21 protein-coding genes and 1 pseudogene are annotated in these 24,398 nt (G+C 61.1%); 3 read left to right on the forward strand and 19 right to left on the reverse strand.

Going from position 1 to position 24,398, the window contains the following annotated elements; all coding sequences use genetic code 11:
* Nucleotides 1-332 precede the first annotated feature (332 nt).
* A complete protein-coding gene (locus tag ACYG9V_RS19615; protein ID WP_023693471.1) occupies nucleotides 333-1,733 on the forward strand; it encodes a Do family serine endopeptidase in 1,401 nt (466 codons plus the stop codon).
* A 201-nt stretch (nucleotides 1,734-1,934) separates the two neighbouring features.
* Here the strand turns inward: ACYG9V_RS19615 and ACYG9V_RS19620 are convergent, their stop codons facing one another.
* The 6 genes from ACYG9V_RS19620 to ACYG9V_RS19645 form a co-directional block, all read right to left on the reverse strand.
* Nucleotides 1,935-2,900: an ABC transporter permease gene (locus ACYG9V_RS19620; protein WP_023672667.1), complete on the reverse strand. Its 966-nt coding sequence runs from the start codon at nucleotides 2,898-2,900 to the stop codon at nucleotides 1,935-1,937.
* Nucleotides 2,901-2,903: 3 nt separating this feature from the next.
* Nucleotides 2,904-3,908 carry an ABC transporter permease gene (locus ACYG9V_RS19625; RefSeq protein ID WP_023693472.1) on the reverse strand — a complete coding sequence of 335 codons (1,005 nt, stop codon included), beginning with the start codon at nucleotides 3,906-3,908 and terminating at the stop codon, nucleotides 2,904-2,906.
* Nucleotides 3,905-5,449, reverse strand: coding sequence for a sugar ABC transporter ATP-binding protein (locus ACYG9V_RS19630; protein WP_023693473.1), 1,545 nt, complete (start codon nucleotides 5,447-5,449; stop codon nucleotides 3,905-3,907). Before ACYG9V_RS19630 ends, ACYG9V_RS19625 begins: the two co-directional genes overlap by 4 nt.
* A gap of 60 nt (nucleotides 5,450-5,509) precedes the next feature.
* Nucleotides 5,510-6,490 carry an ABC transporter substrate-binding protein gene (locus ACYG9V_RS19635; RefSeq protein ID WP_023682467.1) on the reverse strand — a complete coding sequence of 327 codons (981 nt, stop codon included), beginning with the start codon at nucleotides 6,488-6,490 and terminating at the stop codon, nucleotides 5,510-5,512.
* A gap of 103 nt (nucleotides 6,491-6,593) precedes the next feature.
* Nucleotides 6,594-8,213, reverse strand: a complete 1,620-nt coding sequence (locus ACYG9V_RS19640) for a GMC family oxidoreductase (protein WP_023706880.1) — start codon at nucleotides 8,211-8,213, stop codon at nucleotides 6,594-6,596.
* Nucleotides 8,210-8,959 (reverse strand): FCD domain-containing protein, encoded by a 750-nt coding sequence (locus tag ACYG9V_RS19645; protein ID WP_023682469.1) that lies wholly within the window; start codon nucleotides 8,957-8,959, stop codon nucleotides 8,210-8,212. Before ACYG9V_RS19645 ends, ACYG9V_RS19640 begins: the two co-directional genes overlap by 4 nt.
* 187 nt (nucleotides 8,960-9,146) lie before the next feature.
* Here ACYG9V_RS19645 and ACYG9V_RS19650 point away from each other — a divergent pair, with 187 nt between their 5' ends.
* Entirely contained in the window at nucleotides 9,147-10,241 is a 1,095-nt protein-coding gene (locus tag ACYG9V_RS19650) for a mandelate racemase/muconate lactonizing enzyme family protein (RefSeq protein WP_352763476.1), read from the forward strand.
* A gap of 291 nt (nucleotides 10,242-10,532) precedes the next feature.
* Nucleotides 10,533-10,943, forward strand: coding sequence for a hypothetical protein (locus ACYG9V_RS19655; RefSeq protein WP_023724417.1), 411 nt, complete (start codon nucleotides 10,533-10,535; stop codon nucleotides 10,941-10,943).
* A gap of 619 nt (nucleotides 10,944-11,562) precedes the next feature.
* Here the strand turns inward: ACYG9V_RS19655 and ACYG9V_RS19660 are convergent.
* The 13 genes and pseudogenes from ACYG9V_RS19660 to ACYG9V_RS19720 form a co-directional block, all read right to left on the reverse strand.
* Nucleotides 11,563-12,300 (reverse strand): SDR family oxidoreductase, encoded by a 738-nt coding sequence (locus ACYG9V_RS19660; protein ID WP_023706883.1) that lies wholly within the window; start codon nucleotides 12,298-12,300, stop codon nucleotides 11,563-11,565.
* Between the two features lie 70 nt (nucleotides 12,301-12,370).
* The gene (locus ACYG9V_RS19665) at nucleotides 12,371-12,868 is read right to left on the reverse strand and encodes a 2,4'-dihydroxyacetophenone dioxygenase family protein (protein WP_023706884.1); all 498 of its coding nucleotides are present in this window, start codon (nucleotides 12,866-12,868) and stop codon (nucleotides 12,371-12,373) included.
* Nucleotides 12,869-13,073: 205 nt separating this feature from the next.
* Entirely contained in the window at nucleotides 13,074-13,604 is a 531-nt protein-coding gene (locus ACYG9V_RS19670; RefSeq protein WP_352763474.1) for an NADH dehydrogenase ubiquinone Fe-S protein 4, read from the reverse strand.
* A 308-nt stretch (nucleotides 13,605-13,912) separates the two neighbouring features.
* Nucleotides 13,913-14,422 (reverse strand): Hsp20/alpha crystallin family protein, encoded by a 510-nt coding sequence (locus ACYG9V_RS19675; protein WP_352763472.1) that lies wholly within the window; start codon nucleotides 14,420-14,422, stop codon nucleotides 13,913-13,915.
* A 74-nt stretch (nucleotides 14,423-14,496) separates the two neighbouring features.
* Nucleotides 14,497-14,974 (reverse strand): annotated as a pseudogene (locus tag ACYG9V_RS19680) (Hsp20 family protein).
* A 1,645-nt stretch (nucleotides 14,975-16,619) separates the two neighbouring features.
* Complete coding sequence (locus ACYG9V_RS19685) at nucleotides 16,620-17,561, reverse strand: type II secretion system F family protein (RefSeq protein ID WP_352763470.1); 942 nt, start codon at nucleotides 17,559-17,561, stop codon at nucleotides 16,620-16,622.
* Between the two features lie 9 nt (nucleotides 17,562-17,570).
* A complete protein-coding gene (locus ACYG9V_RS19690) occupies nucleotides 17,571-18,524 on the reverse strand; it encodes a type II secretion system F family protein (protein WP_352763468.1) in 954 nt (317 codons plus the stop codon).
* Nucleotides 18,525-18,531: 7 nt separating this feature from the next.
* Nucleotides 18,532-19,974 carry a CpaF family protein gene (locus tag ACYG9V_RS19695; RefSeq protein ID WP_352520334.1) on the reverse strand — a complete coding sequence of 481 codons (1,443 nt, stop codon included), beginning with the start codon at nucleotides 19,972-19,974 and terminating at the stop codon, nucleotides 18,532-18,534.
* Nucleotides 19,975-19,988: 14 nt separating this feature from the next.
* Entirely contained in the window at nucleotides 19,989-20,573 is a 585-nt protein-coding gene (locus ACYG9V_RS19700; RefSeq protein WP_352520335.1) for a L,D-transpeptidase, read from the reverse strand.
* Entirely contained in the window at nucleotides 20,570-21,703 is a 1,134-nt protein-coding gene (locus ACYG9V_RS19705) for a pilus assembly protein (protein ID WP_352763465.1), read from the reverse strand. The genes ACYG9V_RS19700 and ACYG9V_RS19705 overlap by 4 nt, the downstream gene beginning before the upstream one ends.
* A 42-nt stretch (nucleotides 21,704-21,745) precedes the next feature.
* Nucleotides 21,746-22,375: a TadE/TadG family type IV pilus assembly protein gene (locus tag ACYG9V_RS19710; RefSeq protein WP_352520337.1), complete on the reverse strand. Its 630-nt coding sequence runs from the start codon at nucleotides 22,373-22,375 to the stop codon at nucleotides 21,746-21,748.
* Nucleotides 22,369-22,848: a TadE/TadG family type IV pilus assembly protein gene (locus tag ACYG9V_RS19715; RefSeq protein WP_352520338.1), complete on the reverse strand. Its 480-nt coding sequence runs from the start codon at nucleotides 22,846-22,848 to the stop codon at nucleotides 22,369-22,371. Before ACYG9V_RS19715 ends, ACYG9V_RS19710 begins: the two co-directional genes overlap by 7 nt.
* Nucleotides 22,845-24,311, reverse strand: coding sequence for a TadE/TadG family type IV pilus assembly protein (locus tag ACYG9V_RS19720; RefSeq protein ID WP_352520339.1), 1,467 nt, complete (start codon nucleotides 24,309-24,311; stop codon nucleotides 22,845-22,847). Before ACYG9V_RS19720 ends, ACYG9V_RS19715 begins: the two co-directional genes overlap by 4 nt.
* Nucleotides 24,312-24,398: the final 87 nt, after the last annotated feature.

A 24,398-nucleotide genomic window follows, 5' to 3' on the forward strand; every position in this document is an offset into this window, starting at 1 on the left:
TGCATTGCAGATCGTTTTCGCACCAGGCCCGGTAGAGGCACCTCAGCCGCTGGGTTGGCTCCATGGGCATATCGGGCATTTGCCGGAGCTGACGCAGTCGCTTTGCTGACTTCTGCCACGTCCGGGACCAGTCCTGTGGACGGTTGAACTCGACGGCCTCAATGGTTCCCGGCTGCTGCCTTCCGGACCCCCGCGGTCGGGCTGTTTTTCCTGGCCGTGCCATTTTTCCGGGGGGCTGAAACAAACAGCTTTGTTGGCAGTTCTAGCGTCCGGAGCACCGGCTCCGCGCGGCGCGGCCGAGCGGCCGGGGCTGTCCGGCAGGAGGTCCAGCAATGTCTCACGATATGCAAAGACGATTTGCAACGCGCTTGATCGCGGTTGCGCTGATGCTCTCGGCCAGTGGCGTGGCGCCTGTCCTGGCCCAGGATACCCCGACCGACTTCACGGCGATCATTCAGCAGAAATTGCCGGCCGTGGTCGCGATCACGACCCGGGAGGTTGTCCAGGAACAGACGACGGCGGGCGACTTTACAAGTCCGTTCGACGGCCAGGGCCTCGGACCCGTTCAGCCACAGGTGAGGGAGGCGCTTGGCTCCGGATTTGTGATCAGTCCCGACGGCTACATCGTCACCAACAACCATGTCGTTGCCGATGCGACAGAGATCCATGTCGTATTTTCCGACAAGGAAACGGCGCCGGCGCAATTGGTCGGCCGTGACCCCGCCACCGATATAGCGGTGCTGAAGGTCGACCCGCGGCCCAACATGACCACGACCAAATGGGGTGACTCGGATGCAATGCAGCCGGGCGCATGGACAATCGCGATCGGCAGTCCCTTCGGACTCGGAGGGACAGTCACTGTCGGCGTTCTGTCGGCCCGCTCGCGAGACATTCAAGCCGGGCCGTACGACGATTTTCTCCAGACGGACGCGTCGATCAATCGAGGCAACTCGGGCGGTCCGCTGTTCAACGCACGTGGCGAGGTGATCGGCGTCAACACCGCCATTGTCTCGCCGTCGGGCGGCAGCATCGGGATCGGATTTGCGGTGCCATCGCGCACCGCCCAGAGCATCGCCGACCAGTTGATTAGAACCGGCCGGATCGAGCGTGGCTTCATCGGGGTCCGCCTGCAGGACATCACGCCGTCGCTGGCTGAGGCCCTCGGGATGAAGGATGACAAGGGCGCGCTGGTTGCTTCGGTCGAGCCCGGCAGCCCGGCGGAGAAAGCCGGCTTGAAGCCGGGTGACGTGATCACCCGGTTCAACGGCAAGGGCATTGAGGGTGTCCATGACCTCACGCTTGCGACGGCTAGCCAGAAGCCTGGCAGCAAGGCCACTCTGACACGGAGTAACGGCGGCAAGGACCAGGAGATCGCGCTTGTCATCGGTGAGCGCAAGGATGCGGAGGTGAAGACCGGCGCTGTTCCCGACAAGAGGTCGGCGGCCGAAGGCCTCGGCCTATCGCTCAGCCAGATTCCGGATCAGGCGCGTCAGCAGCTCGGCATCAAATCAGGAACGACCGGCGTCTTCGTCGTGGAAGTGGTTCCCGATGGCCTTGCCGCCCGGAGCGGATTGCAGCCGGGCGATGTCATCATATCGGCCAACAATCGCCGCGTGACGGAGCCTTCGGACATCGTCGAGGAGTGGGCGAACTCTCGCCGGCAGAGCAAGCCCATCCTGTTTCGGCTGGAAAGGCAGGGGCAGTCCGTGTTCGTGGCGGTCGCCGGGAAATGACCGTCTCCAGGACGACCATGTGACTGCACCACGATCCGCTTGCGGATCCCGCTCCAAGGGTGTCGGACCCCAGGTGCACCGGGGAAGCATCGCCGCAGAAAGTCTGCGGGATGCGCTCATTGGGCCGGGTGCGCAACGCGCACTGATTCTGCAGCGCCAGAGCTCTTTTGAGCTCATCGTGCTCGAAGGCGCTCGCCATCCTCAGGCAGTTTCGCGCCTTGCCGTAAGCCGTGCCTGGAGAAGGACGACGACGAGCAAAAACAGCCCGCGGATCACCGACTGCCAGTAGGCTGACAGCGAAATCCAACCCATGCCGTTTTCGAAGTTCAGGACGTTGAAAAGGATCCCGAGCAACAGCACGCCGGCCAGCGTGGTCAACACCGAGCCCGAGCCGCCGGTCAGCAGCGTCCCGCCCACGACCACGGCTGCGATGGCAAACAGCTCCCAGCCGACGCCCTCGATCGGCTGGCCTGCGCCGAACTGAGAAGCGAGGACGACGCCGGCGAGCCCGGCCAGGCACCCGCTTGCGACATAGACGAGAAATTTGACGCGGTCAGTGCGCAGCCCCATCAGCCGCGAGGCATCCTCGCCACCGCCGATGGCCAGCACCGTCCGTCCCGTGCTGGTGTAGTTCAGGACCACTGAGCCGACGGCATAGGCAACCAGGGCGATGACTGCCGGAATCGGGAAAATCCAGAAATTCCCTTGGCCGATGGCGGTGAAACCCGAATCGTAAGACACCGAAACCGTCTGGTTGCCGGCCAGAAGCAGCGCCGAGCCGCTTGCGGCCAGCATGGTGGCAAGCGTGGCGATGAATGGCATCAGGTTGCCGCGTGTAACCAGGAGCGCGTTGATCAGCCCGGCTGCCAGGCCGGCGCCAACGCCCGCTGCAAGGCCTGCCACGATGCCGTGCGGGCTCGCCAGGGCTGACGCGACGCTGCCCAAGGCTGCGACGGAGCCGACGGACAGGTCTATGCCGCCGGTCATGATCACGAAGCACATGCCGAGCGCGACGAGCGCGAACATCGAGTTGTAGCGCAGAACGCTCATCACGTTGAAGAGGCCGAGGAAGCGGTCGTAGCGCAGGAATCCGAACAGGACGAGGGCTGCAAGCGCGATGACGACACCGTAAGTGCCGATGATGCGAACCAGTCTGGCGCTGTTCATGGATTACACCCGGTGTTGCTGCTGCAGCCAGACGGCGAATGCGATGATGCCGGCCTTGACGACGAGCGCAGCGGCGTCGGGTACGCCATTGGCGAGCAGCGTGTAGCGCACCAACTGGATGGTCAGTGCGCCCAGCAGGGTGCCGATGATTGTGGCCTTTCCGCCACTCAACAGCGTGCCGCCCACCGCGACCGCCGCGATGGCGTCGAGTTCCATGCCCAGCCCCACGAGATTGGCGTCGCTGGAGGAGTTGATCGCAATGACGACGAGACCGGCTAGCCCCGCGCACAGGCCGCTGATCGCATAGACAGCGAGCTTGATCCTCGATACGGCGATGCCGGCGAGTTCAGAGGCCTTTTCATTGCCGCCGACCGCCAGGATGCTTCGCCCGAACACCGTGCGGTGAAGGGCCCAAGCGGCCACCGCAACCAGCACGGCCATGATGATGACCTGCGCGGGAATGCCGAGCGGGCGGGCAAGTCCGATCCACTGGAATTGCGGCACGCGGAAGGTCTGCAGATTGCCGTTGGTCATGACCTGCGCGATCCCGCGCCCGGCGATGAACAGCACGAGCGTTGCGACGATCGGTTGGATGCGGAAACGCGAGACCAACCAGCCGTTGAACAGCCCGAACAGGCCGGCGACGAGGATCGAGGCAATCATCGCGACGGCTACCGCCAGATAGATGTTTCCGACCGGGAAGATCGTGCCCATGAAGATCATCGGCGCCAATGCGCCGGAGATCGCCATCAGCGAACCAACCGACAGGTCGATGCCGCCGGTGGCGATCACCAGGGTCATCCCCACCGCGACGATCACAATCGTGCAGACCTGGGTCAGGTTGACGTTGAGTGTCTGCAGAGTCGCGAAATTGCGCGTATAGGCAAGGTTGAAGACCACCAGCAGCACAAGCGCGATCACCGTGCCGTAGCGCGCCAGGAAACCGAACACATCAAAGCGGCGGTTTCCAGCGTCGTTGGCTGCGGATGGTGTGGCCAGATCGCTCACGCTGCCTCCTTCGCCGCGCCACCATGCGCCATCGCCGCGAGCACGTCCTCCTCGTCGGCTGCCTGGCCTTCCAGTTCGGCCACCCTCACTCCTTCGCGCAGCACGAATATGCGGTCGGCTCCTTCCATCACTTCCTCGAGTTCCGAGGAGATCATCAGCACGCCGAGCCCGTCATCGGCAAGCTTGCGGATGAGGCGCTGGATCTCGGCCTTGGCCCCGACATCGATGCCGCGCGTCGGCTCATCGAGAATGAGCAGCTTCGGGTTCATTGCCAGCCAGCGGGCAAGCAGCACCTTTTGCTGGTTGCCGCCCGACAACTCGCGGACCTTCTGGTTAGGCCCCGAGCATTTGATGTCGAGTTCACGAATGAAGCGCTCGACGATCTCCTTCTGCCGGGCCTCGTTCAGGATGCCATTGCGGCTGATTTTCGGCAGCAGTGCCAGTGTTATGTTCTCCGCGACGGTCATTTCCGGCACGATGCCCTCGGCCTTGCGGTCCTCGGTGCAGAAGCCCATCCCTGCGGCGATGGCATCGGCGGCCCGTGCGGGATGGTAGGACGCGCCCTCCATCGTCATCTCGCCTGCGCTCCGGCGGTCGGCGCCGAATACGAGGCGGGCTGTTTCGGTGCGGCCGGCGCCGAGCAAGCCGGCAAAGCCGGCGATCTCGCCGCGGCGCAGGTCGAAGCTCACGTCACGGACCAACTGGCCGGCTGCCAGCCTTTGCGCGGTAAACAGCACATCACCGATCCTCGACCGATCGCGTTCGCCGAAGGCGGTCGCGTGGCCTTCGACGGCTGCGACGTCGCGGCCGAGCATGGCCGCGACCAGCTCCAGCTTGCCGATGTCGCTCATCGCCGCGCTTCGCACCGTGCGGCCGTCACGCATGATCGTGACCCGGTCGCAGACCTCGTACAACTCGTCGAGCTTGTGGCTGACGAACAGAACGGAGACGCCGTCGGCCTTGAGCTGACGGATAACGCTGAACAAGACCGAGACTTCACGCTCGTCCAGCGAGGAGGTCGGCTCATCCATGATCACGAGGCGGGCGGAAAAGCCGATGGCGCGGGCGATCGCCACCATCTGCTGCGTGGCGGTGTTGAAATCGCTGAGCGGGCGGCGCACGTCGATGCCGATCGAGAAGCGGCTGAGCAGGCGCTCGGCTTCCGCATGCATCGCGCTCCAGTCGAGCAGGCCGCGGCGGCGCTTCTCGCGTCCAAGGCAGATGTTCTCGGTCACCGAGCGCAGCGGTACGAGATTGATCTCCTGGTAGATGGTGCTGATGCCGCTGACCTGCGCCTGATGCGGAGACCCAACTTCGAACGGCTTCCGTTCGAACAGCACCTGCCCCGCATCCCGGCGGTAATAGCCGGTGAGCACCTTGATAAGTGTCGATTTGCCCGCACCGTTCTGGCCGATGAGTGCGTGGATCTCGCCCGGAAGAACCTGGAGCGAGGCATCGGCCAGGGCAGGGATGCCGGCAAAACGCTTCTGGATGTCACGCATGTCCAGGAGCAGCGCGGCTTGGTCCGGCTGAGCGGTCATCGTCAAACTCCCAAACCCTACCCGCCGAAGCGGGTAGGGCAACTGGAAAGAAAGTGGATATCAGAACGCAATATCGAAGTCTTTCTTCGCGTTCGTGGCGTCGAAGAAGGCATCCTCGTTCTTGATGAACGGCGGGATCTTCTTGCCGGCCGCATAGTCGGCCATCGTAGCGAAGGCCTTCGGCCCGAACAGCGGACTACAAGCGCAGATAGCGCCGATCTTGCCGTCGATGATCGCCTGAACGCCTTCCTTCTCGCCGTCGATCGACAAGATCAGCACATCCTTGCCCGGGGTCTTGCCGGCGGCTTCCAGAGCGGCGATGGCGCCCAGCGCCATCTCATCATTGTGCGCGTAGATGATATCCGCATCAGGGTGCGCCTGAAGCAGCGTCTCGGCGACCTGCCGGCCCTTGTCACGGGCGAAGTCGCCGGACTGCGACGCCAGGATGGTGAACTGCGAGTGCTTGGCGATGAAATCGTCGAAGCCTTTCTTGCGGTCGGTAGCGGCCGAGGCTCCGGTCGTGCCTTCCAGCTCGATGATCTTCGACTTGCCATTGGCGTTCTTGATCAGCCATTCCCCGACGCGGGTCGCCTCCTCGATGAAATCCGAACCGATGAAGCAGACATAATCCTCGCCCGGCTTGGCCATGGTGTGATCAACGTCGCGGTCGACCAGAAACACCGGTATGCCGGCATCGCGCGCGGCAAGAATGACCGGCACCAGGGGCTTGTCTTCGCGGGGCGGCAGGAAGATTGCGTCGACGCCCTGCGCGATCATCGAGTTCACGTCGGAGGCCTGCTTGGCCGACGAGCCGGCGGCATCCGTGTAGACCAGCTGATGGCCGAGCTTGGCGGCTTCGTCCTGCATGCTCTTGGTCTCGGCAAGACGCCACGGATTGTTGCTTTCCGTCTGCGCGAAACCGACCTTGTACTTGTCCTTCTTGGCGAGCGGCGGGAGCGCCGCGAAGGCGCGTGAGCCGAGTGTCAGCGCGACCGCGCCGGCGGCGGAGCCAACCAATAGTTTTCGACGGGTAATGATCATGCTCTTTCCTCCTTTATTGTCGCTTTCAGCGACTGTGTAATTTCCTCACGATATCGGCCTTGACGGCTTTGGCGATGACGCCGTCGGCAAGCTGGATCAGGCTCTATGCCGCCTCCAAAATGAAGTCGGCGCAGCGGTCGCCCAGCATCATGGCGGGCGCCGCCGTATTGCCGGCATTGATGTTGGGGCAGGCCGACATGTCGGCAACCCGCAGATTGTCTATTCCGCGCACGCGCAGCGCCGCGTCCAGCACCGCCATCCGGTCGCTGTCCGAGCCCATCCGGCATGTCCCGGCCGGGTGGTAGTTGGTCTTCACAAAGCGCTTGCAATGCTTTGTCATGGCTTCGTCGCTGAGATCATCCTGGCTTGGCACGGCAATGGCCTTGACCCGATCGGCGAGCGGCTTGGTCTGAAAAGCCTGCAGGAAATAACGCTGGCCGGAGATCATTTCCCTCATGTCGTCGGGATGTTTAAGGAGGTTCGGCGAAACGATCGGCATGTCCTTCGGATCCGCCGAACGCAGCCTTACGAAACCGCGCGACTTTGGCTTCACCACCACTGTCGTCACGGTAAGCCCATAGGTGTTCTCGACCAAGGTCAGGATATCGCGGTCCAGATAGACGTGCGGCACGCAGAAGGCCTGGATCGTCGGTTCGCCCTCGGGATCGGCCGGATTGACGAAGGCTCCGGCCTCCACCCCCGCTGACAGGATCGTGCCGGTGCCGAAGAGCTTAAAATGCAGGCCGTTCCTGATCATCCGCCAGCCTTGGCCCTGCCTGAAATAGCCGTATGGGCCGTTTGCGGTGGCGATGATCGGCACCTCCGGATGGTCGATCAGGTTTTCGCCGACCCCGGGCAGGTCGGCGACGCAGGAAATGCCGTGCCCGGCAAGCGCCTCGGCGGGGCCGATGCCGGACAGCATGAGCAGTTTCGGCGAGACGAGGGCACCGGACGAGACGATCACGTCGGCATCCGCATGGACGGTATGCTCGGCGCCCGACGCATCCGAGTAGATGACGCCGGTGACCCGACCTTTTTCGATCAGCAGCCGGCTGACTGTGCAATTGAGTTTCAGCGTCAGCTTGGGATCATTCGTCAGCGGCTCGATGAAGGCGTAGGCGGCGCTGCTCCGCTTTCCCCGCCGGTTCATGAACTGGTAGAAGCCGACCCCGCGCTGCGACGGTCCGTTGAAGTCATGGTTGTACGGCAATCCAAGGCCTTGGACGGCCTGGACGAACCAACGGGAAACATCATCGATGTGGCCTGGATCCGAGACCAGCAGCGGACCTTCGCTGCCATGCAGTTCGCCGCCGAGGCGGTTGTTTCCCTCCATGCCGGTGAAATGCGGCAGCACCGCCTGCCAGTTCCAGCGTACGCCGGCATTGTTGCCGCGCAGCAGCTCGTCCCATTCCTCATAATCGGCCGAGCGGCCTCGCATGTAGACCTGGGCGTTGACCGAGGTGCCGCCGCCCAGCACGTTGCCTTGCGAGATTTCATGGACGCGCCCGTCGAGATGGGCCTGCGGCTCGGTGCGGTGATAGCGCATGAATTTCGAGCCGTTGATCATCTTGAAGATGCCGGGCGGCATGTCGAGCAAGGGGTGATGATGGGAATGGCCGGCCTCCAGCAGCAGGGTTCGCCGTCCCGCTTTGACAAGCCTTGCCGCCGCGACGCAGCCGGCTGCTCCGCCGCCCACCACGATATGGTCGTAGGACTGCGTCATGCTTCCGGCGCCTCACGGCTTTCGAATGTTCCGCGGACATACTCCCAGGCCGCCGAGAGGTGGTTGAGCAGCGCCCGCTCGGCGCCGTCAGGATCTCGCTCAATGATGGCCGTGCAGATTTCACGATGGCTGAGGAAATTCACGCGGTTGCGCTCGGGCGACCGTGGCATGCGCATCCAATGCGGCGACAGCCAGGCGGTAAATGCCTTGTGCACGACAGGCAGCACCGGGTTGCGCGCGATGTCATAGAGCGCTGCGTGGAACGCCACGTCCGTCGCATAGAATTTCTCGGAATCCGGGATGGCCGCCTCATTCATCGCCAGCGCCGCCCTCAGGGCTGTGACGTCATCCTTGCGGGCATGGATGGCGGCGTTGCGCGCCAGCGACGCCTCGAGGAAGACGCGCATGTCGTAGAGGTTCTTCACGCCCGCCTGGTCGCTCAGCAGATGTCCTACAATGCCGTCGAGGGCGCCGAGCGCGGCATCCAGGCCGGGCCGGCGCGCCACGGGTCGGAACCGCGGACGCGCTTCCACCAGGCCGCGGCTGGCCAGGCGCGCAATCGCCTCACGCACAACGCCCCGGCCGACACCATACTCGATCATCAGTTCGCGCTCGGCCGGCAGGTAGCTGCCGTCGCCAAGCCTTCCGGACGTGATGTCGGCCTCTATGCCGGCCACCATCGCGTCGGCCGCGCGGGCGGCGAGAATAGCCGCGGGCATCTCAGGACGCTCTTCCGTATCCAGCAAGCCTTTTCCTCCCAGATGGTCCTGTTATTAGAAGGTAAATCGGACCAAAGCACAAGCGGATTGATGCTTTTGTAGGACCAAAAATGACGGATTGGCTTCAGAACCGCTGAAAGATCAGCCACATTGTTGCCAGTCAGCGCTGCCGGTGCAATTATGGTCCGATGAAAAAACGTGAATGGAGCGCAGCATGAGCCGCACCGAAATCAAGGAAGTCGAGACCCGGCTGTTTCGGGTCCCACTGCGTGAGGTGATGACCGATGCGAAGCACGGCGCGCACACGCATTTCGAGCTGGTCACCGTCACGCTGAGGCTTGCCGACGGCACCGAGGGCACAGGCTACACCTACACCGGCGGCAGGGGCGGCTATGCGATCAAGGCAATGATCGATCACGACCTCGCGCCGTTCCTCAAGGCACGCGACGCAACGCAAATCGACACGATCTACGACGGCATGCTCTGGCACATCCACTATGTCGGGCGCGGCGGCATCACTTCTTTCGCGATCTCGGCGATCGACATCGCATTATGGGACCTCAAGGGCCGGCGTAGCGGCCTGCCGCTTTGGCAGATGGCGGGCGGGGCCGGGAAGAGCGCCAAGGCCTATCGCGGCGGCATCGACCTAAACTTCACCCTAGATCAGCTTTTGGCCAGCATCGATTCCTATCTCAATGCCGGCTTCACCGGGGTGAAGATCAAGGTCGGCAAGGACGACCTTGCCGAGGATGTGGCCCGGGTGAAGGCAGTTCGCGAGCGCATCGGCCCTCATGTCACCTTTATGGTTGACGCCAACTACGCGCTGGACGTCCCGCGAGCGATCGAGGCAGCGAGAGCATTCGCCGCCTACGATCTGCTGTGGTTCGAGGAGCCCATCATACCCGACGACTATGAGGGTTACGCCAGCATTGCCAAGGCGACCGGAATGCCCCTGGCAATGGGAGAAAACCTGCATGTCATCGAGGAGTTCGAGCATGCCTTCGCTTGGTCGAATCTCGCCTACATCCAACCCGACGCCTCCAACTGCGGCGGGGTCACCGGCTGGCTGCGCGTGGCAGCGCTCTCACGCAAGGCTGGCATTCCGGTCTGCAGTCACGGGATGCAGGAACTTCATGTCAGTCTCGTTGCAGGTCAGACAAATGCCGGCTGGGTGGAGGCGCATAGTTTTGATATTGACCATTATACCACTGGGCCGCTTAGGCTTCAGGATGGTTTGGCGATAGCACCCGACGAGCCTGGAGTGGGCGTTGTCTTCGACTGGCACAAATTGGCGGATTTTCGCCAATAGCGCCCCCTGAACGGCGGCACGGCCGCATGCATTTTGTCCAGATCCTGCTTCCTCGTTCCGGCAACGCGGAGAGCGCTTCGCCGAGGAAGACTTCGACCGTGAAGAACGAACTCGCCGCCGCCGCAGCCAGCGGGCATACCACTTATCGGATGCCACACTTACATTTGTAATTGCAGCGACGCTTCACCGGCTTTAACTCACGCGATCATAGCAGCGACACGACAAATGCAGGCGGCCGCCCGAACACCGGCAGAAGCTGCAAGCATTGGGTGCGCCTGCAGGGAGGCGGCGATGGTTGCAACGCGTACGGACACTGCGCATGCGGTTATGGAGGACTTCATTCTATGGCGGCACCGCTCACCGGTCCGCGAAGTTGGATTTTACGAGGCTATGAGTCAAACCCGACAAGCGATCGCCGCATCGCGCGAGGTGCTGAGGCGCTTTCGCGAACGTCAGGGCGACGACACTCCTCGAGCAAAGAATACAGACCGTGGTCCTGTCGCCGTGTCAGCCTTCGATGCCGACATCATACGCGCTGCATGCCGAGATCTGATCGCGGAGATGAACGTGCCCGAGTGTCAATGGCGCGAGCTGGCGCGAAGTCTGGTGCGCGAATTCGTGGCCTGCGAGCAGACCGAAGCCGGTTTGGTGGATTGGATCGTCCGCCGGCCAGCGATGACGGAGACGGACGAGGCCGGCTGACCGGAGCCAACTGGCGAGGCGGCGAATGAGCCAGGAGTCGGTCGACCGCAATTAACGCGAGCAAACAGTCCTCCCGGCGACTTGTTGCGCGGGAACTGCGGTGATCCGAGGATCGGAAACTTTGGCGAGCGGCTTGGACACATCTGATTCTCCTCGTTTTTAGGCGTCCGGCCCCGTGTTCGTATTCGGAGACGAATGCGTCCAGCCGACTGTCTAAGGCAGACGGCGACGGCCATGTCGCGTTGCTCCCGGCCTTCGCACACAAGGAGCCCAAGCCGGATGCCAATCAGGCTGCATTAGGCCAATGGGAACAATTTGCACGGGCCGAGCTTGGGCTAGCGTCGTACAGAGGTGCAAGTATGCAAGATAATTTTGACCGAGCTTCATCCGTCGCCGAGGTTGCGGAATCATTCGTGAGATCCCGGAGGCCGTTCTCTGTCGTATCGACCCGGGATGCGGTCACGATTGTCAGGAAACAGGCAGCTTTTTGCGAGCATACGGATGGCGAGCTTGCGGAGTTGGTGGCGGCAATTGCGGTCAGGCATGGTCGATTGGTCGCGTTCGATCTTGATCTCGACGACACAGGGTTGGAGATCGGTCGCGCAGCATAGCCAACGCCTCACGCAATGAGATAGCCACCGTCAACCGGCAGAATTGCCCCAGTGATGAAGCCCGCGAGCGGCGAACACAAGAACAAGGCGGGGCCGGTCAGGTCGCCCGGCGTACCCCAGCGACCCATCGGAGTGCGTTTCATCAATTCCGCGTTGCGAGCTGGATCGGCCCGTGGCGCGGCGGTCATGGCGGTCTCGATCCAGCCAGGCGCCAATGCGTTTACGCGAATGCCATCCCCGGCATAGGCGATGGCGAGCGACTTGGTAAGTTGCACGATGGCGCCCTTGGATGCGGCGTAAGCCGGCGCATGAGCTGCGCCGAAAAACGCGAACATCGAGGCGATGTTGACGATGGCGCCCCCGTTCGAGAGTGCCCCTCGGAACGCGCTCGCACTCCGCATGGAGCCGGTGAGATTGATATCGACCACCGTTTCGAAACCCTGGACAGTGAATTCGGCGGCGCGCAGGTTTACCCCTGCGCAATTTACGAGCGCTGCAACGGATGTGAACTGACTGGAATATCCTTCGACCGCAGTCATGTCCCGGACGTCGAGTACTGAATACGAGACGGCGGTGCCGTATGCACGAGCGGCCGCCACCTCGGCGGCCGTGGCCCCCGTCGCGTGGACGATTGCCCCGGCCCCGGCGAACGCCATGGCGATGCCGTTTCCGATGCCTGTCGTGCCTCCGGTAATGACGACGATCTTGCCCGCGAAGAAGGGCATGGCCCATATGGAATCGGTCACCAAAATCTCCTCGTTTCGCCTCTGTGGCGGAGCGCGAACTCATCGCAGCGGAAGACAAACGGGCGGATGTCTACCGTACGAATTGATCGACGAAATCGTCACCGAGACCCACGCTCGCATAGTGATTTCTGCACATGTCGATCTTGGTGAAAACGTCCTCGAAACCAATCTGCTTGTTATCCTTGTCCAGGTAAACCATGCAGCCGGAGATGTTGAAGAAGGTGATCATCTCGGGCACGTCGCTTGGAACCGTGAGCGTGTGGATTTCACCGGGCGGCTCGAAAACGTAAGATCCGGTCTCTGCCATCCAGTCGTGTTCAAGATAGTGCCAACGCCCCTTGATCACATAGCCATGCACGGGGGCCGGATGCAGATGACGGCTTAATATCCCGGCCCGGCGTACGCGGAGCAGATTGCACCACTGCCCTTGCATTGTGTTGAGCATAAGTGGTCGGAACCACACGCCCTCCGCCTGTGGGACCCAGACACGCTCGTCTTCGGGGACGGCAGCGATCGCGATCTCTTTCGGTGCCAGGGGATGGGCGGAGCCGTTGAAGGATTGATACATAGGAACCTCTGTCGCCAATTCATTGGAACGTCCATATCGGCGCGATCCTAACAACTGGGCCGAGTTCTGCCGAGGCGCAATCGGGCGCCCACCCATTGGGAATGTTGTAGGCGCGCACCCGCCCGCTGCCGCGACCGCAAGCGGGAAGGGGTTCGGAACGGTCCGTTGGGCGTCGAAGACGATCAGTGGGTTCATTCTTGCCTCATCAAGCGGCTATCCGGGAGTGCACCGGGCTGGTACTGGTCTGGAAGCCCCGGTTTCGGGCTTCCAAGGCCAGCAAAGCGAGTTGGACCTCGTCCAATCGCGACGGGCGTGCATTTTCCGGCATGCCTTCGGCGGTGGCCATGTCGATCAGATACTCGTTCCAGGCCCAGTTCTTGAGCACGGCGCGTTTCTCGTCGGGTGCTAGCACTGGGTCACCCACAACCTCCATCGGAGAGGCGTAGAATGTCTCGGGCCCCGAAAGCGCCGTCTGTATGTGCGCTGCCTGTGCACCGGCGCCATAGCCGTGGCTTGCCTGGAGCCAAGCCAACTGCAGCCGCTGCCAAACCAGGTCGGAAAAGGCCTGTTTCTCCTCCGATGCATGCTGGCGCGTGACCTTGGCCTGGGAAGCAGGAGGTGCAGCCTGCACGACATAGTTGAGGCCTTGACGCTCGGCATAACGGATCGCCGCTTCCAGCGTCGGAAAGTTCAGTTCAACCTGGGTCAGGGTGTCCCGGCCACCGGTATAGCCCATCAGCGGCTCGATGAACGGGGCTGTGCGGGCGTTCGAAGACCAATCGCCAGGCCTTGCGGGGCTTTGCCGAGGTCATGGCCGGGCGGCATGGCTGGTAGATCCGCGCCGTTGCGCCGTCCGGAAACACTGACCGTCCCATTGACAAAGCCGGCCCGTCTAGACGAGGCCGATTGTCATTGTCCGGCCGGACGGACGTCCTGGTTAGGTTTCTGTTGTCGCTGCTTTGAACTGTCTCCATTGCCTGTCCCTCCCGTTATGAAGGGTCGCACGGGCAGCGGCCGTAAGGGCCGCCACCCATACTGCATCCGTCAGTTCTTCCCGTTGATTGCGATCCGCTTGGCCTTCGCCTGCGCCCGCTCGGTCTTGGGCAACGTCACGGTCAGCACCCCGTTCTTGAAGGCGGCGTTGACCTTGTCTTCTTCAACCTCGTAGCCGAGCGGAATGAGGCGCTCGAAGCGACCGTAGAAGCGCTCGGAGAACTGCCGGTCCTTGTCCTCGGTCTCGGAACGCTTCTCGCCTTTAAGCTTGAGCGCCCCATTTTCCAGCAGGACTTCTATGTCGCTCTCGTCCAGGCCAGGTATTTCCGCCGTGACGCGGACTTCCTTGTCCGTGTCGGAGATTTCGACACTCGGCCAACTGTCGGCGAAAGAGGGACCGAAGGCCGGCAGTCTGGCGCCAAAGCTGCGGAAGGCGTCATCGAACAGCCGGTTTACCTCCCGGTGGAGGGAGACGAAGGGGTCTCGATCTCCGTCGGGGAAGAGACTGGGCGCCGAGTTTCCGTTGCCCCGGCCCCATGGGATCAAGTCACGTACGCTCATTGTCTTTCTCCTTTTGTAGGTCTCTGAGTCGGGCGGGACGCCCGGCTCAAGCGAAAGCCTTCATGGTGGATTGCTCAGGCGGCCAGCTTGTCGGTCTCGACCTTGGGCGCCTCGATCTTCGGCATGGGAGCCCCGCTGGAGATTTCGATCTTGCGCGGGTTCATCTCCTGGGGAACCTCGCGCTTGAGATCGAATGCTCAGCAGCCCGTTCTCAAGGCTGGCGCCCTCGACTTTGACATGATCGGCCAGTTCGAACCGACGCTCGAAAGCGCGCCCGTTGATGCCGCGGTACAGATACCGGCCGTTCTCATCGCCGGATTGCGACCCGCTCACAACCAGCATGTTGGGCTGGTGGGTGACGGTCAGCTGGTCCTGCGAGAAACCGGCGACCGCCATCGTGATGCGATACTGATCATCATCAACCTTGGCGATATCGCAGGGCGGCCAGTTGTCGAACGAGGCCACACGGCTCGCACTTTCAAGCATGTCGACCATGCGGTCGAAGCCGATGCTGGACCGGTATAGAGGGGTAAAATCGAGGTTTGTCTTCATAGCCACATCCTCCTTGAGCAACATGGACAACAGAAGGCGCCAAGAGCCTTGCCGCCTCCTGGTGTTGCCGGCCCCATTGGGCGGCCGGCGACCATCATTTAGAATCGCGACGTGCACCTTCAAGAGGAAGAATAGGAAAATTTTCATCGGCAATCTGGGCGAACGCACCGATGCCACACCCCTCCCGCCGGCGGGGTCACTCGCCGACGGGTCCATGGTGCAAGAACAACTACGTCGCCCTTAAATCCGATCGACGAATGGTACGAACGCGGCCACTGCCGCGCTGTCACTGCAGTCAGGACCGGCACGCTCATCCGATTGATCCAACTGTTGCAACGCATCCATGATCGTGTCGAAGCTGACCGGTTCACCCGCTCCCGGCAGCATGCGAAGCGCTGGCACGGATTCTACGGCGCAGGCATCCGACGCCCATGACGAAAGAATGGCGCGCTACTCCTGAACAGCCAGGGCAACGTCGGCCAAAACGTCGTGGGGATGTTTGAAATGCCGCGCCGGATGCAGCAAGCGGTCCAGAAAACGTCGGGGGCCACGGGTTCAATCGATGCAAAATAGGTCGAAATGGGTCCTTCCATGGATGGTCCTCCGCTTCAGACAATCTCATGCGAGTTTGGCGGCTCTCGCCAGCGGCTGTCGCGATCACGACCAGGCAGATCATCCAGGAACGACGCTCAACGACTTTCCCTAGGTGATGTCGATACCGAGACTCATCGTCCGCCCTGGGCGGCTCGATCACGACCGAAGCGAACGAGCCGTTCGCGATCGAGGGTGGCGATGCTGCACTTCCCCAGATGTTCGGAGCATAGCGAGGGCTGCGGCCTTGGAGCGGCGAGGGGACTTGCCTACATCGCACATGTCGTCGATATGGAGGTCGATGAGTTCGCCGAAGGCTTCAGGCGCGCTAACAAGGCTTTGTCGGCGTCTCACTGCGATCGACTTGGTGTCGGTGCCCCGGCGCCGCGCAACGTCGCGTTGCAGGGAGGTCTCGCTGACGCAGCGTGTGCGGCAGGTTCTAAGGTTCTGATGTTAAACAGATGCTGAAAAATCAAGAGCATAGACTGGCCATTGCACCGATGATGGATGGGATAGATGATGAGTAATATCAGATAGCTGCATGATACCGTGTGCAAAAATCGCACACGTAAGTTCTGCTTCTCTTCTTTTTCGTTCCCACGACGGCGGCGCCGACTGCCCTTTTCGGACGCCCTTCTTCCCGACGACATTGACCGTTCCAATCCGGATGTTCGCCGGGATATCCGTGAACCTCATTCTCCGATGCGGCGTCCAATTTTTCTGCGGTTCATGGAAGCTGTTCGAACTTTCTGGGTCGCACCTCAGCCCGAATTACTGGGGCTCCTGGACGAAGCGGGAAGGAGATTCGGCTTCCGGCAGTTTGGCGGGCGTCGAGTGTAGACGGCCGCTTTGCGCCTCATATCGCCACAGGACGGCAACTTGCACCCGGCCGGAGACGGACCGACGCCCGGGAATCGCGGTTTAATTTGGCGTGACTTGGGCCCGCGTCCTATTTATTGGCGCTTGTTTCAGCCCGACTCCATGGGCTTTTCACGGATATCGTTGACGCGCGGGATGAGCGGGTTGCTCTACCTCGACGGATCTGAGTTGCGCGCTACCCGGGCGTCATCGACTTCAGCATCGAAACGACGCGCATCATTATCGGCACCAGGACGATAATCAGGCTCAGCGGAAACAGAAATACAGCCAACGGAAAGAGCATCTTGACAGGCAGGGCATTGGCCTTTTCCTCGGCGCGCAGGATTCGCATCTGACGCATTTCCTTGCTGTAGACGCGAAGGCTCTTCGTGACACTGGAGCCAAGTTCTTCCGACTGCCGGAACAGCACGGCAAGCGACCTGGCCTCGTCGATGCGCAGGCGGGTCGCCAGGTTGGTCAATGCATCGCGCAAGCGCCGGCCGCCGCGCACCTCAAGCATCATGATGGAAAGGTGCAACCCGAAATCGGGACGGGTCGCCATGAACTCCCGTGCGACACGATCGGCCGCCGCTTCGACGCTCAGGCCAGAATCGACGCAAACGATCAACATATCCATGAAATCGGGAAAGATCCTGCGATAGGCCTTCTCCTTGGCAACGCCCATGCGTTCGAGCACGACGCCGGCGATGAAAAAAACAAAGCTCCCGCACAACATCGACATGAGAATCGCCATCGTCCTGGAAATGCTGACCAAATAGTGCTCGACAACCAGAAATATACCAAGCACCCCCAGTAAGGAGATCGCGGCACGCGCGGCCTGAAATATTGCACTCGCCCGCGGCGAAAAGAACCCCGCTCGCAAGAGCCGGTTCGGCAGGGAATTCGAATTCGTGTCTTTCCTGACCACATTGAAATAGTGCTTGATCAAGACACCATACTTGTCATCGGCTATTTCGGAAGCAGGTCCGTAATAGGAACCGCTGATCGCCTCGCCGTCGGCCGCTGTATCTGTCAGCCTGGACGCCACTTCGCGTTGGCTCGCAATTCTTCCAACAATGACCGTCGAAAAAAGCAGAACGCCGATGAAAGTGGCAAGGAGGATCAGTGTCTCATTCATCTATCGCACTCAAAAATTGAAATTCACAAGTTTATAAAGAATATAATTTCCGATAGCCATCACGATGAAGGCGATCGTGAAAATAGCGTTGGTATATCCACTTGCCCAGACAGGGTCGAAATATGTCGGAGAGAGCGTGCTGATCAGGAAATAAAGGATAAAAGGGAATGCCGACATGGTCAGGGCTGTTATCCTGCCTTCGGCGGACAAGGCTCTGACCTTCGCTCGAAGGATCGCTCGTTCGCGGATCACGTTCGCCAGGTTCTCCAGGATCTCGACAAAATTTCCGCCTGTTCCACGCTGGACGCTCATCGAGATCGCCAGAAGCTTCAGGTCCTCCGCTCCGACGCGCTCAATCATGTTGAGCATCGCATCGTTGAGGTCGGTTCCGTAGGTGAGTTCGTCACTTAGCATGCCGAACTCCGTCCCTATGGGATCGGGCAATTCCCGCGAGACCATAGAAATCGCTGTCGGCAATGGGTGCCCAGCCGCAAGGCTTCGAGTCACCACGTCGAGTGTGCCGGGCAATTGGGCAGTGAATTTTCTTATCCGAGCCCCGCGCCTGCGCATCACGAAGACAAGCGGCAAGGCGGCCAAAAAGAAGACCACTAGAATGATTTTTGGAATAGTCGAAACGCCAAAGTAGCTTAGTAACAACCAAACCAGTGCCGCAGCCACAGGCGCGTAGATCGCCAGCCTCAAAACGTCCAGTTTCAGTCCGGATTGCGCGAACAACCGTCGCAGTTGAACCACCGGCTTGATACCGCCTCGATCATAGTCAAGCGCCCTTTCGCGAACCATCCCCTTTAAGACTCTGAGATTGTCCTCGTTGCCTTGCAGAAGCTTGAGGCGGTAGTTCAGCGCGCTGCTTCGCTGGAAGCGATGCGCGACAATTCCCGTGACCCGCTCGAACAGTATCAGGCCACCAATAAAAACCGCTGCGTAAACGAGCATGAGTTCCATTGCACACCTACACCAACGAGCGTGCCGGATCGAAAATGTCGCCCGGCAGCTGGAAGCCGAGTTCGGCGATATGCTCGAGGAATCGCGGACGGATGCCGGTTGCCCGGAACTGACCATTCACCCTGTTCAAGTCGTCAACGCCAAGCTTCTGGAATTTCATGATCTCCTGCATCTGGACGACGTCGCCCTCCATGCCGGTGATTTCGGTGACCGACATCAGGCGCCGCGTGCCGTCGTGAAGGCGCTCGACCTGGACGATCAAGGTGATTGCCGAAGCGATCTGGGACTTGATGCTCAGCTGCGACATCGGCATGCCGGCCATGCCGATCATTTGCTCAAGCCTGGAGACCGCGTCCCGCGGCGTGTTGGCGTGAATGGTGGTCATCGATCCTTCGTGACCGGTGTTCATGGCCTGCAGCATGTCGAACGCTTCCTCACCGCGAACTTCGCCGACGATAATCCTGTCGGGCCGCATGCGAAGCGCATTCTTCAGGAGCTCGCGCTGGCGTATTTCGCCGCGTCCGTCCAGCGTCGGCGGCCGCGTTTCGAGCCGGCCGACATGGGGTTGCTGAAGCTGCAATTCGGCGGCGTCTTCGATCGTGATCAAGCGCTCGCGGTTTGAAATCTGCGACGAAAGCGCGTTGAGCATGGTGGTCTTTCCGGAGCCGGTCCCGCCGGAGATGATCATCGAGACCTTGCCCTTGACCGCCGCGGTCAGCAGAACCTGCATTGCCTTGGCCATAGAATGACTTTCGACAAGGCGGTCGAGCGTGTACGGGCGGCGCGAAAACTTGCGGATCGAGACGAGCGGACCATCGATCGCGACTGGCCTGATGGCAGCGTTCACGCGGGACCCGTCGGGAAGCCGGGCGTCGACCAGCGGCGACGACTCGTCCACACGTCGCCCGACGGTCGTGACGATCTTGTTGATCACGCGCATAAGGTGATCTTCGTCCTTGAACCGGATAGGGGTATCCTCAAGCTGGCCATAGCGCTCGATGTAGACGTGCTCATGGCCGTTGATCAGGATATCGGAAATCGTATCGTCCTTGAGCAACGGCTCTATCGGGCCGAGCCCGAGCATCTCGTCGGTAATGTCGCTGATCAGGGTGTCGAGCTCACGTGCATTGAGCGGGAAATTCCGCGCCCGGACGTATTCGCGCACCAGCGGCCGGATTTCTGCCGCGAGTTCGTCATTCTGCGCGGTCTCAAGCAGTCCGAGATTGATACGGTCCAGAAGATAGCGGTGCAGGTTCACACGCTCCGAAACCATGTCGGGGCCAAGAGCACCGCGCTCCTCCGGTTTCGGCTCCTCGGTCATCGCCGGCACGGAAGCAACGACTTCGGTCTTGCTCTTCTCCGCGAGCGCGAGGTCGAACGCCGCGACAGGCGCCTGCGGCAGATCCTCGGAACGTGACCTGTAAAATCGTCCAATGATGCCGTTGGCCATACCGCCCGCTCTTCCTATTCGACAATCACTTTTGCGCCAATGTGCACCTCGCCATAAAGCTTCAGCACATCGGCGTTGGTCATGCGAAAACAGCCGGAAGACACGAATCCTCCGATCGAGGGCGCATCGTTGGTGCCGTGGATGCGGTAGAGTGTGTCGCGCTGCCCTTTGAACAGATAGATCGCGCGGGCGCCAAGCGGATTGTAAGGGCCTGCCGGCATCATTTCCGGCAGCCGCGGATCGCGCTGGCGCATCTCGGTCGGCGGCCGCCATTCCGGCCATTCGGCCTTCCCGCCGACACGCACGGTGCCGGTCCACACGAACCCATCCTTGGCTACGCCGATCGAATATCTGGCGACTTTGCCCGGCGCCACGACGAAGTCGAGCGTTCGCGCCGCGGTCGAGATCAGGATTGTTCCCGGCTTTTCCCTGGTCTCCGTCGCAACGACGCGCCTGGTGATCGGCCCAAGGCTCTTCGGCACCGGGTCGCTTCGTCGCCCCGTCGCGTCAGCTCTGCCGATGCCGGCGACGGCCACCAACACAAGACCGGCTCGGGCGCTGTCGCGCGCGAAGCGGCTAATCCGACCCAGACCGGTCATTTGACGGCCTCGGCAAGTTTTTCGATCTGGCGGACGAATTTCGATCGCGGGTTGACTTCGGCCGGCAGCATGCCGCGATTGATGGCCTCGTTCATGGTGCCCCAGTCGTCCTCGACGACCATAGCGCTCGATTGCTTGAAGATGTTGTTGGCGTCCTTCTTGCCAATGCCAAAGCTGAAGAGACGCCTGCGATGCTTGTTGGCGATGACCTTGATGGCAATATCGTCGCTTCTGAGCTTCTTGATCCGGTTGTAGACTTCCTTGGCCTGCTGCAGGCCGGGAATGGTCAATTCGGTGACCAGATGGACGGAATTGACCGCGGCCAGCAGTTCATCCTTCCAGCTCGTCTCGTAATAGGGGATATCGACCACGGTGTGATTGTTCTGGAGAGACACGACGTCCAGCATGCGCAGGACAAGTTCGCCGCCGGTGGGAGCCATGGTGACGCCGGGTTGGCGGAACGACAGCAGCGAAAAACCGCGCTGGTGCTTCTTCTTGATAATGTCGATGAATTCCAGATCGACCCGCGAAGGCTGGGCGATGATCGGCCGTAAATCGTAGTCATTGGGCGTATTCAGGTAGTGACCGCAAGCGCCGGTGGCAAAATCGAGATCGAACAGGGCAACGCTGACTTGCGTTTTCTTCGCCGTGCGGGAAAGGGCATCTGCCAGCGAGATTGCGACGGAGGTTCCGCCGGCTCCGCCCACCGCCGAGACGACCGCATGCACATGGTTGCCGCCTGAATGCGCCATCTGCACATTTCCGGTCACGGCTTCCAGGAAGCTCTTGCGGTCCAGCGGCTTTCTCATCCAGTCGCTGCCGTTGAGCTTCAGCAGCAGCCGCATGCGCTGGTCGGTGAGCGGATCGGAAACCACGATCAGCGGAAGCGCGGCGAACTTGCGCCGCAGTTCCTGCGCGACGGTGCTTTCGAGGAGGGCGCCATCGCCGGCGTCGAGCACCAGCAAATCGTAGCTTGCCGGATCGACCGCCATGCGCTTGTCCAGCAGCGCGCCATGATCCTTCACCTCGGAATCGTATTGCGAGAGCGCCGACAGCGAGCTCTGCATGAACTCGGACGCCGCCTGATCCGCCGAGGCGATCAGCACCTTTATTCTTCTCGAAAAGTTCATATGGCTTGTCATCCGAGAATGCCCGATATTCCGCAGCCTTGGTCAGCTGCCCGAGTTCGTGTTCAAGTCTTCGCTTGTGACGGTTACTGGCATGGCTGGAACCGTCACATTATTGATGCCTAATATAGCGCCAAGTATAGGCAAATCGAAGGTGATGCCGAGAACTTCCATCCGTATGGTTAGCACCGCGCCCCCCGGCCTTCCGTAATAGCCAAGTCCCGACATCATGTAGGTGACGCGAACATTATCGATCCCGATACGCGGGTTCAGTTGGCACATTGCCGGGCTTCCGGTTCCTACAGCGTTGCATGATGTCGCCGTGGCGGCGCCATAGACGATGCGGTTGAGTTCCGAGGTGCACGCGGGTCTGTCGGTGCATGTCCATGGGCCGAGCGCGCCGACCGGTATCGCCACTCCGCCGTTCGTGCTCCCAGACGCCAGGGCAGTCACGGTCACGGGGTCGAAGCCGGCTACGATCGAACTCGAAACCGCCGCCTTGCGAGCGCCGAACTGCAACGCCTTGACGGTCTGGTTCCACTGGAACATCGCATAGCCAAACTCGACGAAGGCGGCGAAGATCAGCAGGACTAAGGGCATGACGATCAGCCCTTCGGCGAGTGTTGCACCGGACTCCTCATGAGCGAAGGATCGGAACGGGGCGGCCGTCACCATCCGATATACCTTTCTTCGTGATAGGCCTCGATGGTGATGCCGGCGATGCCAAGCCAGCCAAACAGCGGTGAGGCACTGTAGGCAAGTGACGTGCTCGCGACGACAACCTTTTCCCCTGAGCGAGTAACCGTCGCGAATGCGATGGTGCTTCCACCAGGGCTCCATCCTGGCACCCGCAGCGTTGTGGCAGCAGGGTCGGATGTCCCGTAGTAGGCGATGCTCTGGGCGACCGTTTCGCTGCATTGCGACACGTAGCCGGAAAGCGCATTGCTTGGCTGGCAGCGACCAAGATAGCGCGCCGCGTCACGTAGCCCGGTCTCAACCTGCTCCTTTTCCCAGAACATGTTGCCGAATTCCAGGATGCCAACGGAAAACAGCGTGACGAACGGCACGATTATCAGCGCCTCGGCCAGGACCGCGCCGTGCTCGTCGCGGTGAAACCGGTCGAGAAGCCGCTTCAGCCAGGTGATCATCGGACCAATTGCGCCTCCTCGCGCAGAAACTGATCCAGCGTCCCGCTGCCGCCCTGGCCCGTAACATCCACGATCTCCAGGCGAATCGGCTTTTCACTGGCGGTTGTATCGTCTTCTTTGCTGTTGTCCTGCTTTTCGATAGGGTTTGTCAGGAACATGCTGACGAATGCATCGGGCTTAAGAGTCGTTTTGCCGCTGATCGTCGTGTGCTTGGTCGAATCGGAAAAGTCGCCGCAATTCACAACGGCCGCGAAGATGGTGCGACGGTCCGGTTTGTCACTGAGTGTCGCCGGTGCGCCCGTGTAGCAACGGGGGACGCCGTTTTCGCCACTCCCCTTGTTGCCCGCCCTGTCCGCAACAAGATTGTGGTCAATTTCATATCTGTAAACATCGTAGCGTGACGCGTTCTGAAGCGCCGCCGGGAAGGGAGTGCTGACATGGTTCAGACTCCAATAGCCGGCTCGGTCCCAGGAACCATTAGTGCTGATACCCAAGCTGGGCGTCGGATACATTCCTGGCCCGAATCCCATTGCCTTGGTCGGAACGTCACTGTCCACCTTGCCGCAGCCAGACGAACCAGTCGTAAACTTGGCTCCCTTTCGAACGTTGGTGGCGGGGCGATACAGCGGATCGCCCTTCGCCGAACCCAGACTTCCGGCGTATATGTCGAAACGCACGTTCAGGCCGACATTCACTTGGCCGAACGTGACGCCGGTCTTGGTGACCACGGATTTCTTGGTGTAGCACTGTCCGCTGGCGCCCTTGGCGAAGGCGTCCTTGAGCGGAATATCGGTGTCCAGCAGTCCGAAATTGCCGGGCCCTGGTGTACTGTCGGTTTTGAGCACCTGCAGTTCGCGGCTGTAGGTCAACCCCTGTGCGTATGCTTGCTCCATCGAAAGACCCTGACCTTCGAATGGATTGCAGATGAACATCGGTGTAACGTCACACGCAGCGGCGGTGTATGTCGCGACGGCCTCAGCCTCAAAATTCAGCGTCGGATTTGTCAGCCCCACAGGTATCGGAAACAACGAGGTCATGGCGCGAGGCGTCGAATGGACCAGGACATAGGCCGCGGCAGTGCCGTCCGTCGTCCCATTCGTTGCAATCCAGGCTGTATCGATCGATGTGTCGTCGCTGCGCGGAATGGTGGTCAGGTAGGTCACGCTGACTTTGGTGTTGTCCATGGTGACCGGTCCGCCGTCGGAAAACCTTGCTTCGTTCTTGACCAGGTCGGCAATCGCGGCATCGGCTCGCGTGATTGCGTCCGGCGCTCCGTTCAGCTCTTTTGCGCCGGCAAGTGCCAGCGCGTCGACGGCATTCTGCAGATCGGTATGGAGATTGTTGCCCCGCGACACATCGATGACCAGCAGGCTGAAGCCCAGAAGCAGCGGCATCGTAATCAGCGTCAGCGCGGTAACATAGCCGCGCTCATCAAGCAGCACATCGAGGATCTTACGTCTCATATCCCAGCCCCAACTATCGGTTTTCGCCGCATCATGCTCGCAAACCCCAGAGCCGCCGCCTGCTCCTTGCCTGTCCTCTTCTGCTCG

Source organism: Mesorhizobium sp. W016 (genome assembly GCF_054719485.1).

Bases quoted from the DNA above. Each gene is read 5' to 3' on its own strand.
- ACYG9V_RS19615 (WP_023693471.1), top strand. From the start codon at position 333: ATGTCTCACGATATGCAAAGACGATTTGCAACGCGCTTGATCGCGGTT.
- ACYG9V_RS19620 (WP_023672667.1), bottom strand. From the start codon at position 2,900: ATGAACAGCGCCAGACTGGTTCGCATCATCGGCACTTACGGTGTCGTC.
- ACYG9V_RS19630 (WP_023693473.1), bottom strand. From the start codon at position 5,449: ATGACCGCTCAGCCGGACCAAGCCGCGCTGCTCCTGGACATGCGTGAC.
- ACYG9V_RS19635 (WP_023682467.1), bottom strand. From the start codon at position 6,490: ATGATCATTACCCGTCGAAAACTATTGGTTGGCTCCGCCGCCGGCGCG.
- ACYG9V_RS19640 (WP_023706880.1), bottom strand. From the start codon at position 8,213: ATGACGCAGTCCTACGACCATATCGTGGTGGGCGGCGGAGCAGCCGGC.
- ACYG9V_RS19650 (WP_352763476.1), top strand. From the start codon at position 9,147: ATGAGCCGCACCGAAATCAAGGAAGTCGAGACCCGGCTGTTTCGGGTC.
- ACYG9V_RS19655 (WP_023724417.1), top strand. From the start codon at position 10,533: ATGGTTGCAACGCGTACGGACACTGCGCATGCGGTTATGGAGGACTTC.
- ACYG9V_RS19665 (WP_023706884.1), bottom strand. From the start codon at position 12,868: ATGTATCAATCCTTCAACGGCTCCGCCCATCCCCTGGCACCGAAAGAG.
- ACYG9V_RS19670 (WP_352763474.1), bottom strand. From the start codon at position 13,604: ATGGGCTATACCGGTGGCCGGGACACCCTGACCCAGGTTGAACTGAAC.
- ACYG9V_RS19675 (WP_352763472.1), bottom strand. From the start codon at position 14,422: ATGAGCGTACGTGACTTGATCCCATGGGGCCGGGGCAACGGAAACTCG.
- ACYG9V_RS19685 (WP_352763470.1), bottom strand. From the start codon at position 17,561: ATGAATGAGACACTGATCCTCCTTGCCACTTTCATCGGCGTTCTGCTT.
- ACYG9V_RS19690 (WP_352763468.1), bottom strand. From the start codon at position 18,524: ATGGAACTCATGCTCGTTTACGCAGCGGTTTTTATTGGTGGCCTGATA.
- ACYG9V_RS19695 (WP_352520334.1), bottom strand. From the start codon at position 19,974: ATGGCCAACGGCATCATTGGACGATTTTACAGGTCACGTTCCGAGGAT.
- ACYG9V_RS19700 (WP_352520335.1), bottom strand. From the start codon at position 20,573: ATGACCGGTCTGGGTCGGATTAGCCGCTTCGCGCGCGACAGCGCCCGA.
- ACYG9V_RS19705 (WP_352763465.1), bottom strand. From the start codon at position 21,703: ATGAACTTTTCGAGAAGAATAAAGGTGCTGATCGCCTCGGCGGATCAG.
- ACYG9V_RS19710 (WP_352520337.1), bottom strand. From the start codon at position 22,375: ATGGTGACGGCCGCCCCGTTCCGATCCTTCGCTCATGAGGAGTCCGGT.
- ACYG9V_RS19715 (WP_352520338.1), bottom strand. From the start codon at position 22,848: ATGATCACCTGGCTGAAGCGGCTTCTCGACCGGTTTCACCGCGACGAG.
- ACYG9V_RS19720 (WP_352520339.1), bottom strand. From the start codon at position 24,311: ATGAGACGTAAGATCCTCGATGTGCTGCTTGATGAGCGCGGCTATGTT.